Origin of the sequence: Rathayibacter sp. VKM Ac-2856 (assembly GCF_013205055.1) — a bacterium.
GTDB lineage: Bacteria > Actinomycetota > Actinomycetes > Actinomycetales > Microbacteriaceae > Rathayibacter.
This window is the reverse complement of sequence record NZ_JABMLF010000006.1, coordinates 130,599-142,487: the sequence shown is the minus strand read 5'-3', so window position 1 is coordinate 142,487 and position 11,889 is coordinate 130,599. Positions and strand designations below refer to the sequence as shown.

The following is an 11,889-nucleotide window of genomic DNA, read 5'->3' as shown; positions in this document are numbered from 1 at the left end:
CTCTACTCCTCGTTCTCGGTGCGGGCCGGCGCGCCGGTGCCGGGCAGGTTGCTGTTGCGGTCGTACTCGGCGCCGAGCTGGCCGGTCTGGCCCGCGTCGCGCAGCGACTGGATGTAGTCGTCGTACTCGCCCTGCGAGACGACCTTCACGTTGAAGAGCATCGCGGAGTGGTACTCGCCGCAGAGCTCGGCGCACTTGCCGGCGTAGGTCCCCTCCTTCAGCGGCGTGACGTACATGTAGTTCGTCTTGCCGGGGATCATGTCCTTCTTGTACAGGAAGTCGACGACCCAGAAGGAGTGGATGACGTCGCGGGCGTCGAGCTGGATCTTGATCTTCTGGTTCACCGGCAGGTAGAGCGTCGGGACCTCGGACTCGACGAGCGATCCGGCGGCGTCGCCGCTGTCCTCGTACTGGCCCTGGATGCCCGCGGAGTACACGTCCTCGTCGACGTAGTTGAAGTCCCACGCCCACTGCTTGCCGTACACCTGGATGGTCTCGTCCGGGTCGTCGTAGGGCTGCTCGATGGCGGCCTGGTCGCGCGCGGTGAAGGCGAAGAAGCCGATCACGAGGATCAGCGGCACGATCGTGTAGAAGATCTCGATCGGCATGTTGTAGCGCAGCTGCACCGGCAGGCCGGTCTGGCCCTTCCGGCGGCGGTAGACGACGACCGCCCAGATCGTCAGGCCCCAGGTGATGACACCCACGGCGAGGAGGACGATCCAGGAGGTGACCCAGAGTCCGATGACCCGGTCGACGTGGTTCGTCGTGCCGGGTTCGGTGGGGAGCCAGCCCTGCAGCTGCTCCTGCGTGCAGCCCGCGAGGACGAGGGCGAGAGCTCCTGCGACGGGTACTGCGACCCATCGGCGGAGACGGCGATTGAAGCGCACCGGTGACCTTTCGGAAGACTGGGGACCAGTTCACACGAAACTGTATTAGACCGGCCCTAGCCTACCCGCCGTCGTGGAGGCGGAGTGCACGGGGACCCGCTCTTGACCTCGCGCCGAAGTGGTGCTGCGACGACGAACGGCGCCCGACCGCCCGCCGGAGCGGGGTGTCGGACGCCGTCGAAGCGAGCCTGTGCGGCGTGTCGCCGCGGTGGATCAGTGGAAGCTGTCGCCGCAGGCGCAGCTGCCGCCGGCATTCGGGTTGTCGATGGTGAAGCCCTGCTTCTGGATCGTGTCCTCGAAGTCGATCGAGGCGCCGTCGAGGTAGGGGACGCTCATCTTGTCGACGACCAGGCCGACGCCCTCGAACTCCACCGCCGCGTCGCCGTCGAGCATGCGCTCGTCGAAGTACAGCTGGTAGATCAGGCCGGAGCAGCCGCCGGGCTGCACGGCGACGCGCAGGCGCAGGTCGTCGCGGCCCTCCTGCTCGAGGAGGCTCTTCACCTTGGCGGCGGCGACGGGGGTCATCGAGACGCCGTGCGCCGCGGTGGTGGTGCTGGCGGTCAGTGTCGTGTCGGACATGTCACTCCTCGGTAGTGCGGGGCCCTCGTCGTGGTGCCGGGCCCCGGTCGGTGCGGGGCGGAACAGCACAGGGCGGGTTCGGTCGGCGTGCTGACGTCGATTCTACGGTGGCAACCCGCCCGCGGGCCGGGCTATTCCGAATCCGCCCCAGCGGAGCGGACCCGCCGCCCTCAGGCGCGGTGACCGGCGGCGCGGAGCAGGAAGAGCGCCTCGGTCTGCGCCGCGCGCTTGAACACGCCCAGGTGCAGCGACTCGTTCGGGCTGTGCGCCCGCGAGTCCGGGTCCTCCACTCCGGTGACGAGGATCTGCGCGGCCGGGAACTCCCGCACCAGGTCGGCGATGAAGGGGATGCTGCCACCGACGCTCGTCTCGAGCGGCTCGCGGCCCCAGGCGTCGGCCATCGCCTGCTTGACCAGGCCGACCGCCCAGCCCGAGGTGTCGACGAGGAAGGGCTCCCCCGTGTCGACGTCGGCGATCTCGAGGTGCGCGCCGAACGGGGCGTTCGCCCGCAGGTGCCGCTCGAGCGCGGCGAAGCCCTCGGCCGCCTGCTGCCCCGGCGCGATGCGGGCGCTGATCTTGACCCGCACCGAGGGGCTGAGGGTGTTCGAGGCGTCGACGACGCTGGGCGCGTCGATCCCGGTCACCGTGATCGAGGGCTTCGACCAGATCCGGGAGAGGAGGGGACCGGAGCCGATCGGCGTGACGCCGTCCAGGAGACCGGCGTCACGGCGCAGGTCCTCCTCGGAGGTCTCGGGGACGACGCCGTCGTGCTCGGTGAGGCCGTCGACCGCGACCGAGCCGTCCTCGTTCCAGAGCGTGTCGAGCAGGCGGATCGTCGCGAGCATCGCGTCGGGGACCGCGCCGCCGAGCATGCCCGAGTGCGAGGCGTGGTCGAGCGTGCGCACCGTGAGCGTCAGCGTGACGTTGCCGCGCAGGCCGACGGTGAGCGAGGGGGTGTCGACGTCCCAGTTGTCGCTGTCCGCGACGACGATCACGTCGGCCCGCAGCGCGTCGTGGTGCTCGCGGAGGAAGGTCGGGAACGAGCGCGAGCCGAACTCCTCCTCGCCCTCGATGAAGAGCACGAGGCCGAGGTCGTGGTCGTCGCCCGCCACGCGGCGCAGGGCCCGGACGGCCGCGAGGTGCGAGACCACGCCGGCCTTGTCGTCCGCGGCGCCGCGCCCGTAGAGCCGGTCGCCGCGCACGGTCGGCTCGAAGGGCGGCGTCTCCCAGGCCTCCTCCGCTCCCTGCGGCTGCACGTCGTGATGCGCGTAGAGGAGGACGGTCGGAGCGCCGTTCCGGGCGGCGCGGGTCGCGAGGACCGCGGGGTGGCCGAGCAGATCCGAGTCGCCGATGGTGGAGCTGCGGATCGAGACCTCGTCGAAGACGCCGGTCTCGCGCGCGAGCTCGGCGATCGCCTCGGCGCTGGCCGCGACGCGGGTGGCGTCGAAGCCGTCCCACGAGACGGACGGAATCCGCACCAGGCGCCCCAGCTCGGCGAGCGAGCGGGGCAGGTCGTCGCGGACGGCGGCCAGCACCGCCTCCTCGGCGGCGGTCGTGGAGGCGGTGGAGGACGGAGTCTGAGCGTCGTGAGCCATGGAGGTAATCTTAAGAGACCCTCGATTCCAAGGACGTTCCCCTGTGGCCAAGCACCCGATCGCACACGACACTCCCGACGACGCCGACGTGACGGCGGTCGGCAAGGGTCGGCCGACCCCGACGCGCCGCGAGCAGGAGCTCGCCCGCAAGCGCCCGCTGGTCGTCTCCGACCGCAAGCAGGCCGCGCGCGACGCCCGTGAGAAGACGGCCGCGATGCGCGAGCAGGCCCGGGTCGGCATGGCCGCCGGCGACCAGCGCTACCTCCCGCTGCGCGACAAGGGTCCGCAGCGCAAGTACGTCCGCGACTACGTGGACGCGCGCTTCAGCTTCGGCGAGTTCCTCATCCCGGTGATGGTCGTCGTCCTGCTGATCAGCTTCTTCCCGCAGCCCGAGCTCGCCTCGCTCACGCTGATCGTCCTGTGGGCGTTCTTCCTGCTCGCGGTCCTCGACTGCGTCCTGCTCGGCCGGCGCCTGAAGAAGAAGCTCGCCGAGCGCTTCGGCGCCGACAAGGTCGAGAAGGGCATCCCGTGGTACGCCGCGATGCGCGCCCTGCAGCTGCGCGTGATGCGCCTCCCGAAGCCCCAGGTCAAGCGCGGCGCCTTCCCGGCCTGACCGGCCCGCCGCCTTCGCGGACCGACCCGGCACCGCGGGCCCCGGCTCTCGGCGCCGGGTCCGCGGGCCTCAGCGCAGGCGCGCGAGCCCGCGGTTGATCTGCCGGGCCCAGAGCGGTCCGCGGAAGACGAACGCCGAGTAGCCCTGCACGAGCGTGGCGCCGGCGTCGAGCCGCTCCTTCACGTCCTCGGCGGTGTCGACTCCCCCGACCGAGATCACGCAGAACGACGCGGGCACCGCCCGGCGGATGACGTGCAGCACCTCGAGGGCGCGCGCCGCGAGCGGAGCACCGGACAGCCCGCCGGCTCCGGCGCGCTCGACGACGGCGCGCTCGGTGCGCAGGCCCTCGCGGGAGAGCGTCGTGTTGGTCGCGATGATGCCGGCGAGTCCGAGCCGGACCGCGAGCTCCGCGACCCGCACGACCTCCTCGTCCGAGAGGTCCGGCGCGATCTTCACCAGCAGCGGCGTGGTGTCGGCCGCCTCGGCGACCGCGGCGAGCAGCGGCTCGAGCCGGTCGATCTCCTGCAGGCCGCGGAGCCCCGGGGTGTTCGGCGAGCTCACGTTGACGACGAGGTAGTCGGCGAGCGGCGCGAGCATCCGAGCGCTGACGAGGTAGTCCTCGACCGCGTCGTCGACCTCGACCACGCGGCTCTTGCCGATGTTGACGCCGATGACGGGACGGCCGCGCGCGCCGCGGAGGCGGGCGAGACGGCCCGCGGCCGCCCGGGCGCCGTGGTTGTTGAAGCCCATCCGGTTGACGAGCGCGCGATCGGCGATCAGCCGGAAGAGCCGCGGACGGTCGTTGCCGGGCTGCGCGCGAGCGGTCAGGGTGCCGACCTCGACGTGGCCGAAGCCGAGCGCGCCGAGTCCGAGCACGGCGGTCGCGTCCTTGTCGAAGCCCGCGGCCATGCCGAAGGGCGTGCGGAAGCGCAGGCCCAGCGCCTCGACCGAGAGATCGGCGCGCGGCACGGTGAGCCGCCGCACGAGCGGTGCGACGGGGCCGAGCGCCTGGATGACCGGGAAGGCGAGGTGGTGGGCGCGCTCGGGGTCGAGGCGGCGGAGGACGGTGCGGAACAGCAGCGGGTACACGGCGGCGCTCACAGCTCGTCGGAGGCGTGCAGGGCGGCGGGGCGCTCGGCGCGCAGCAGCGCGATCGCGGACTCGAAGTCGTCGAGCGAGTCGAACGCCTGGTACACGCTCGCGAAGCGCAGGTAGGCGACCTCGTCGAGCTCGCGCAGCGGCACGAGGATGGCGAGCCCGATGTCGTTCGCGTCGATCTGCGAGGCGCCCGTCGAGCGGAGGTTCTCCTCGACCCGCTGGGCGAGCACGGCGAGGTCGGTGTCGGTGACCGGGCGGCCCTGGCAGGCCTTCCGGACGCCGCTGACGATCTTCTCTCGGCTGAACGGCTCGACGACGCCGCTGCGCTTGATCACGACGAGGCTCGCGGTCTCGGTGGTGGAGAAGCGGCGGCCGCAGGACGGGCACTGCCGACGGCGGCGGATGGAGAGGCCGTCGTCGCTGGTGCGCGAGTCGATCACGCGGGAGTCGGGGTGCCGGCAGAAGGGGCAGAACATCTCGGATGCCTCTCGAGGTCAGGCGAAGCGGGCGTCGACGGCGTCGCCGTGCGCGGGGAGCGCCTCGGCGTCGCTCAGCGCGCGGATGTGCGGGGCGACCCGCTGCAGGGCGGCGCGGTCGTAGGAGACGAGCTGCTGCGGGCGGAGGAAGGTGTGCGCGCCGAGACCGGCGGAGAAGCGCGCCTGGCCGAGGGTGGGCAGCACGTGGTTGGAGCCGGCCAGGTAGTCGCCGAGGCTCACGGGCGTGGTCGGGCCGAGGAAGACGGCGCCGGCGTCGTGGATCCGCTCGGCCGTCGCCTCCGGGTCGACCGTGTGCAGCTCGAGGTGCTCGGGGCCGTAGGCGTCGCTGAACGCGCAGGCGATCTCGAGGTCGTCGACGATCACCAGGGCCGACTGCGGGCCGGCGAGGGCGATGCCGACGCGCTCCGAGTGGTGGGTGCGCGCGGCCTGCTCGACGATCTCGCGGCCGACGGCCTCGGCGAGGGCCGCATCGTCCGTCACGAGCACCGCGGAGGCCGCCTCGTCGTGCTCGGCCTGGCTCACCAGGTCGGCGGCGATCAGGCGGGCGTCGGCGCTGGAGTCGGCGATGACGAGGATCTCGGTCGGGCCGGCCTCGGAGTCGATGCCGACCTGGCCGAGCACCTGGCGCTTGGCCGTGGTGACCCAGACGTTGCCGGGGCCGGTGACGACGCTGACGGGGTCGAGGCCGAGCGACTCGACGCCGTAGGCGAGTGCGGCCACCGCTCCCGCGCCGCCCATGGCGTACACCTCGTCGATGCCGAGGAGGCCGGCCGCCGCGAGGATGGTCGGGTGCACGGAGCCGCCGAACGCCTTCTGCGGGGGCGAGGCGATCGCGACGGAGCCGACGCCCGCGGCCTGGGCGGGCACCGCGTTCATGATCACGCTCGAGGGGTAGACGGCCTTGCCGCCGGGCACGTAGAGGCCGGCGCGGCCGACGGGCTGCCAGCGCTGGGTGACCGTGGCGCCGTCGTCGAGGACCGTGGTGCGCGCCGGCGGGATCTGCGCCGCGCTGGCCTTCCGCACGCGGACGATCGCCTCCTCGAGGGCCGCGCGGATCGCGGGGTCGAGGTCGCGGACCGCCGCGGCGATCTCCTCGGCGGGGACGCGCAGGTGCGGCGGGCGGACGCCGTCGAGGCGCTCGGACTGCTCGAGCAGCGCGTCGGCGCCGCGGGCGCGGACGTCGGCGATCAGCTCGGCGACGACGGGCCCGACGGCGGCGGAGGTGCCCGGGTTGCGAGGAACGAGGGCGAGGAGCTCGGCGGCGGACGGACGCCGCCCCCGCAGATCGAGAGTCTGAATCATGGCCGCCCCAGCCTACCGGCCGCGCTCGCGCGCTCCCCCGCCGCGGCGCCCGTCGGCGGCCGGTCTCGATGCGCCGCGCTGCGGCTACTCGACCACCATGCGGCGACGGCGGAGTCGTGATACACGACCAGCGCCACATGCTGATCGAGTAGCCCGCGCAGCGGGCGTATCGAGATCCCCCACCGACCGCACGCCGGTCACCGGGTCTCGATACGCCGCTCCGCGGCTACTCGACCAGCATGTGGCGGACACGGCCTAATAGAGGCAGTTGGGCCCCAGAAGGCTCTTCAGCTCGCCGAAGAGGTCCGGGGTGATCCGCACGGGGAAGGGCACCTCGAAGACGCGGGCGGTGTCGCCCTTGATCAGCTTGAGGCGGACCTCGGTGCGGCCGGAGTGGCGGATGAGCACGTCGCTGAGCTGCGAGACCGTGTCGGTGGTCGCGCGCGACTCCGGCATCGAGACCGTCAGCGGCCCGGAGTCGCCGTCCTGGCTCATCTCGGGGGCGAACAGGCTGAACGCGTGCAGGTTCATCCCGTCGTCGCGCATGCTGACGCGGCCGCGCACGACGACGATGGAGTCGTTCGTGAGCGCGGGAGCGAACTCCTGGTACGCCTTCCCCATGAACATGCAGGTGATCTCGCCGCCGAAGTCCTCGACCTGGATCATCCCGTACTGATTGCCCGAGGTCTTGGCCATCCGGTGCTGCACGCTCGTGACGAGCCCGGCGACGACGACGGTCTCGCCGTCGCCGATCGACTCGGAGACCAGGAGGTCGGCGATCGTCGTGCTGTAGTGCTTCGCGAGCTCGGTCTCGAGCCCGGCGAGCGGGTGGTCCGAGACGTACAGGCCGAGCATGTCGCGCTCGAAGGCGAGCTTGTCGCGCTTGGCCCACTCCGGTCGGACGGGCACCTGGATCGCGGCCTGCGGCTCGTCCCAAAGGCTGTCGAAGTCGAAGCCGACCTGGCCGTTCGCCTCGTTGCGCTTCTCGCCGACGGCGGCCTCGACCGCGTCCTCGTGCACCTCGACGAGCGCGCGCCGGGTCGAGCCGAGCGAGTCGAACGCGCCGGCCTTGATCAGCGACTCGATGGTGCGCTTGTTCGCGACCGGGAGCGGCACCTTGCGCAGGAAGTCGTGGAACGACTCGAAGCGGCCCTTGGCCTCGCGGGAGGCCCGGATGCCCTCGACCACGTTGGTCCCGACGTTGCGCACGGCGCCGAGGCCGAAGCGGATGTCGGGGCCGACGGCGGTGAAGAAGCCGATCGACTCGTTCACGTCTGGCGGCAGCACCTTGATGCCCATCCGCCGGCACTCGTTGAGATAGGCGGCCATCTTGTCCTTGGAGTCGCCGACGCTCGTGAGCAGCGCCGCCATGTACTCCGCGGGGTAGTGCGCCTTGAGATAGGCGGTCCAGTAGGAGATGACCCCGTACGCGGCCGAGTGGGCCTTGTTGAACGCGTAGTCGGAGAAGGGCAGCAGGATGTCCCAGAGGGTCTTCACCGCGGCCATCGAGTAGCCGTTGGCGTTCATTCCGCCGGAGAAGCCCTCGAACTGCTTGTCCAGCTCGGACTTCTTCTTCTTGCCCATCGCGCGGCGGAGCAGGTCGGCCTGGGCCAGGGTGAAGCCCGCGAGCTTCTGCGCGATCGACATCACCTGCTCCTGGTACACGATCAGTCCGTAGGTGCCGCCGAGCACCTCCGCCAGCGGCTCCTCGAGCTCGGGGTGGATCGGCGTGATCTCCTGCACGCCGTTCTTCCGCAGCGCGTAGTTGGTGTGCGAGTCGGCGCCCATCGGGCCCGGCCGGTACAGCGCCAGGACTGCGGAGATGTCCTCGAAGTTGTCGGGCTTCATCAGCCGCAGCAGCCCGCGCATCGGCCCGCCGTCGAGCTGGAAGACGCCGAGCGTGTCGCCCCGGGCCAGCAGATCGTAGGCGGCCGGGTCGTCGAGCTCGAGGTCCTCGAGCACGAGGTCCTCACCGCGGTTGGCGCGGATGTTGTCGAGCGCGTCGTCGATGATCGTGAGGTTGCGCAGCCCCAGGAAGTCCATCTTGATCAGGCCGAGGGACTCGCAGGCGGGGTAGTCGAACTGCGTGACGATCTGGCCGTCCTGCTCCCGCTTCATGATCGGGATGATGTCCTTGAGCGGATCGCTCGACATGATCACGCCGGCCGCGTGCACGCCCCACTGGCGCTTGAGGTTCTCCAGGCCCAGCGCCGTCTCGAAGACGAGCTTGGCCTGCGGGTCCTCGGCGATGACGTTCCGGACGTCGAGCGCCTCCTTGTAGCGCGGGTGCTCCGGGTCGTTGATCCCGGTCAGCGGGATGTCCTTGCCCATGATCGCGGGCGGCATCGCCTTCGTCAGCTTCTCGCCCATCCCGAACGGGAAGCCGAGCACCCGCGAGGCGTCCTTGAGCGCCTGCTTCGCCTTGATGGTGCCGTAGGTGACGATCTGCGCGACGCGCTCGTCGCCGTACTTGTCCGTGACGTACCGGATGACCTCGCCGCGGCGACGGTCGTCGAAGTCGACGTCGAAGTCGGGCATCGAGACGCGGTCCGGGTTGAGGAAGCGCTCGAAGATCAGGCCGTGGCGCAGCGGATCGAGGTCGGTGATCTTCATCGCGTAGGCGGCCATCGAGCCGGCTCCGGAGCCGCGGCCCGGGCCGACGCGGATGCCGTTGCGCTTGGACCAGTTGATGAAGTCGGCGACGACGAGGAAGTAGCCCGGGAAGCCCATCTGCAGGATGACGCGGGTCTCGTAGTCGGCGCGGTCGCGCACCTCCTGCGAGATCCCGTCCGGGTAGCGCTCGTTCAGGCCGGCCTCGACCTCCTTCACGAACCAGCTGTCCTCGGTCTCGCCCTCGGGCACCGGGAAGCGCGGCATGTAGTTCGCCGAGGTGTCGAACTGCACGTCGCAGCGCTCGGCGATCAGGAGCGTGTTGTCGCAGGCCTCGGGGTGGTCGCGGAAGACCTGGCGCATCTCGCGCGGGGACTTGAGGTAGAACTCGTCGGCGTCGAACTTGAAGCGCTTGGGGTCGTCGAGCGTGGTGCCCGACTGCACGCAGAGCAGCGCCGCGTGCGACGTGGCGTCGTGGGAGTGGGTGTAGTGCAGGTCGTTGGTCGCGACGAGCGGCAGGTCGAGGTCCTTCGCGAGCCGGATCACGTCGCCGATGACGCGGCGCTCGATCTCGAGCCCGTGGTCCATGATCTCGGCGAAGTAGTTCTCCTTGCCGAAGATGTCGCGGTAGTCGGCGGCGGCCTGCCGCGCCTCCTTGTACTGCCCCAGTCGCAGGCGGGTCTGCACCTCGCCGCTCGGGCAGCCGGTGGTCGCGATGAGCCCCTCGGAGTGCTCCGCGAGGATCTCGCGGTCCATCCGGGGCTTGAAGTAGTAGCCCTCGATCGACGCGCGCGAGGAGAGGCGGAAGAGGTTGTGCATGCCGGTCGTCGTCGAGCTCAGCAGCGTCATGTGGGTGTACGCGCCGGAGCCCGACACGTCGTCGCCGCCGCCGTCGCCCCAGCGGATCCGCGTCTTGTCCGAGCGGTGCGTGCCGGGGGTGATGTACGCCTCGGTGCCGATGATGGGCTTGATGCCCGCCGCGGTGGCCGTCCGCCAGAAGTCGAAGGCGCCGAACACGTTCCCGTGGTCGGTCACGGCGATCGCCGGCATGCCCTCCTCCACCGCCGCGTCGATCAGCGGCTTGACCCGGGCGGCACCGTCGAGCATCGAGTACTCGCTGTGCACGTGCAGGTGGACGAAGGAATCGTTACTCGGCAAAGGATGCGCCTCCGACGGACTGCGGGCAGGGAGACCGAAAGTCTACCCGCGTCACTCCCCGCGGAGGACGTCCAGCGCGTGCGCGAGGTCGTCGGGGTAGGTCGCCTCGAACTGCACCCGCTCCCCCGTTCCCGGGTGGAGGAAGGCCAGCCGCACGGCGTCGAGCCACTGCCGCGTGAGACCCAGCCGCTTGGAGAGCGTCGGGTCGGCGCCGTACATCGCGTCGCCCACGCAGGGGTGGCGCTGAGCGGCCATGTGCACGCGGATCTGGTGCGTGCGTCCGGTCTCGAGCCGGATCTCGAGGAGCGACGCGAACGGGAACGCCTCGATCGTCTCGTAGTGCGTGACGGAGGGCTTGCCGTCGGCGCGGATCGCGAACTTCCAGTCCGAGGAGGGGTGGCGTCCGAGCGGCGCGTCGATCGTGCCGGCGAGCGGGTCGGGGTGCCCCTGGACGACGGCGTGGTAGATCTTCTCGACCTGGCGGTCGTGGAAGGCGCGCTTCAGGTGCGTGTAGGCGCGCTCGGACTTGGCGACCACCATCAGGCCGCTCGTGCCCGCGTCCAGGCGGTGCACGATGCCCGCGCGCTCGGCGGCGCCGGAGGTGGAGATCGTGAAGCCCGCGGCGGCCAGGGCGCCGAGGACGGTGGGCCCCTCCCAGCCGACGGCCGGGTGAGCGGCGACGCCCACCGGCTTGTCGATCACCACGATGTCGTCGTCGTCGTGGACGATGCCGAGCTCGGGGACCGCGATCGGCACGATGCGCGGCTCCTCGCGAGGACTCCACTCGACGCTCAGCCAGGCGCCCGCGGCGACGCGGTCGCTCTTGTCGAGGACCCGGCCGTCGGCCGTGACCCCTCCGGCGTCGATGACCTCGGCGGCGAAGGTGCGCGAGAAGCCGAGGAGCTTGCCGACGGCCGCGTCGGCGCGCAGGCCGGCCAGACCGTCGGGGACGGGCAGCGCGCGGGACTGGACCATCAGGCGCCGCCGCGGGGCTCGGAGTCGATCGCGGCGGACTCGTCCGAGGTCGGCTCGACGGCCGCCTCGTCGTCCTTCCGCGACCCGCGCGTCCCGTCGAGGTTCACGCCGCGCAGGCTGAGGATCACGAAGAGCCCCATCGCCGTGCAGATCGCGATGTCGGCGACGTTGTAGATCGCCGGCAGGAGCCACGGCGTGTAGAGGAAGTCGATCACGTGGCCGAGCCCGAACGACGGCTCGCGGAAGAGCCGGTCGAACAGGTTGCCGAGCGTGCCGCCGAGCAGCAGGCCGAAGAACAGCGCCCACGCGCCGGAGCGGATCCGCCGGGCGAACCAGATCACCGCGACGACCACGCAGGCGGCGATGATCGAGAAGATCCAGGTCGAGCCGCTCGCGAGCGAGAAGGCCGCGCCGGGGTTCTTCACGTAGTGCAGGATCAGCACGTCGCCGAGGACGTGCACGTCCTCACCGAGCGTGAGCCCGGTGGTGACGAGGTGCTTCGCGGTCTGATCGATCGCGAACACCGCGAGCGCAACGAGGCCGAGGGTGACCAGCACCCTCGGCCTGACGTTCGC

At 71.2% G+C, this 11,889-nt stretch carries 10 protein-coding genes; 1 reads left to right on the top strand and 9 read right to left on the bottom strand.

The genetic code is table 11. The features are described 5' to 3' along the window. Positions 1-2 precede the first annotated feature (2 nt). The 3 genes from coxB to HQQ82_RS17860 form a co-directional block, all read right to left on the bottom strand. A complete protein-coding gene (gene coxB, locus HQQ82_RS17870; RefSeq protein WP_173235443.1) occupies positions 3-887 on the bottom strand; it encodes a cytochrome c oxidase subunit II in 885 nt (294 codons plus the stop codon). Positions 888-1,100: 213 nt separating this feature from the next. Continuing rightward, positions 1,101-1,466 carry an iron-sulfur cluster insertion protein ErpA gene (gene erpA / locus HQQ82_RS17865; RefSeq protein WP_173235441.1) on the bottom strand — a complete coding sequence of 122 codons (366 nt, stop codon included), beginning with the start codon at positions 1,464-1,466 and terminating at the stop codon, positions 1,101-1,103. A 170-nt stretch (positions 1,467-1,636) separates the two neighbouring features. Continuing rightward, positions 1,637-3,061, bottom strand: coding sequence for a dipeptidase (locus HQQ82_RS17860; RefSeq protein ID WP_173235439.1), 1,425 nt, complete (start codon positions 3,059-3,061; stop codon positions 1,637-1,639). A 43-nt stretch (positions 3,062-3,104) separates the two neighbouring features. On the opposite strand from HQQ82_RS17860, the gene HQQ82_RS17855 reads away from it, so the two are divergent. After that, complete coding sequence (locus HQQ82_RS17855; protein ID WP_367948006.1) at positions 3,105-3,674, top strand: DUF3043 domain-containing protein; 570 nt, start codon at positions 3,105-3,107, stop codon at positions 3,672-3,674. A gap of 69 nt (positions 3,675-3,743) precedes the next feature. Here the strand turns inward: HQQ82_RS17855 and HQQ82_RS17850 are convergent, their stop codons facing one another. From HQQ82_RS17850 to lspA, 6 genes are all read right to left on the bottom strand, one after another. Next, on the bottom strand, positions 3,744-4,763 hold the full coding sequence (locus tag HQQ82_RS17850) for a quinone-dependent dihydroorotate dehydrogenase (RefSeq protein WP_173235863.1): 1,020 nt from the start codon (positions 4,761-4,763) through the stop codon (positions 3,744-3,746). Between the two features lie 8 nt (positions 4,764-4,771). Beyond that, positions 4,772-5,248, bottom strand: coding sequence for a transcriptional regulator NrdR (gene nrdR, locus HQQ82_RS17845; protein WP_173235435.1), 477 nt, complete (start codon positions 5,246-5,248; stop codon positions 4,772-4,774). A gap of 18 nt (positions 5,249-5,266) precedes the next feature. Next, a complete protein-coding gene (gene hisD / locus HQQ82_RS17840; protein ID WP_173235433.1) occupies positions 5,267-6,571 on the bottom strand; it encodes a histidinol dehydrogenase in 1,305 nt (434 codons plus the stop codon). Between the two features lie 255 nt (positions 6,572-6,826). Then, entirely contained in the window at positions 6,827-10,339 is a 3,513-nt protein-coding gene (gene dnaE / locus HQQ82_RS17835; protein ID WP_173235431.1) for a DNA polymerase III subunit alpha, read from the bottom strand. 51 nt (positions 10,340-10,390) lie between these two features. Then, positions 10,391-11,314: an RluA family pseudouridine synthase gene (locus HQQ82_RS17830; protein WP_173235429.1), complete on the bottom strand. Its 924-nt coding sequence runs from the start codon at positions 11,312-11,314 to the stop codon at positions 10,391-10,393. Beyond that, positions 11,314-11,871: a signal peptidase II gene (lspA, locus tag HQQ82_RS17825; RefSeq protein ID WP_367948005.1), complete on the bottom strand. Its 558-nt coding sequence runs from the start codon at positions 11,869-11,871 to the stop codon at positions 11,314-11,316. Before lspA ends, HQQ82_RS17830 begins: the two co-directional genes overlap by 1 nt. Positions 11,872-11,889 lie beyond the last annotated feature (18 nt).

Coding starts and splice junctions, on each gene's coding strand:
- HQQ82_RS17860 (WP_173235439.1), bottom strand. CDS start 3,061: ATGGCTCACGACGCTCAGACTCCGTCCTCCACCGCCTCCACGACCGCC.
- HQQ82_RS17830 (WP_173235429.1), bottom strand. CDS start 11,314: ATGGTCCAGTCCCGCGCGCTGCCCGTCCCCGACGGTCTGGCCGGCCTG.
- nrdR (WP_173235435.1), bottom strand. CDS start 5,248: ATGTTCTGCCCCTTCTGCCGGCACCCCGACTCCCGCGTGATCGACTCG.
- hisD (WP_173235433.1), bottom strand. CDS start 6,571: ATGATTCAGACTCTCGATCTGCGGGGGCGGCGTCCGTCCGCCGCCGAG.
- erpA (WP_173235441.1), bottom strand. CDS start 1,466: ATGTCCGACACGACACTGACCGCCAGCACCACCACCGCGGCGCACGGC.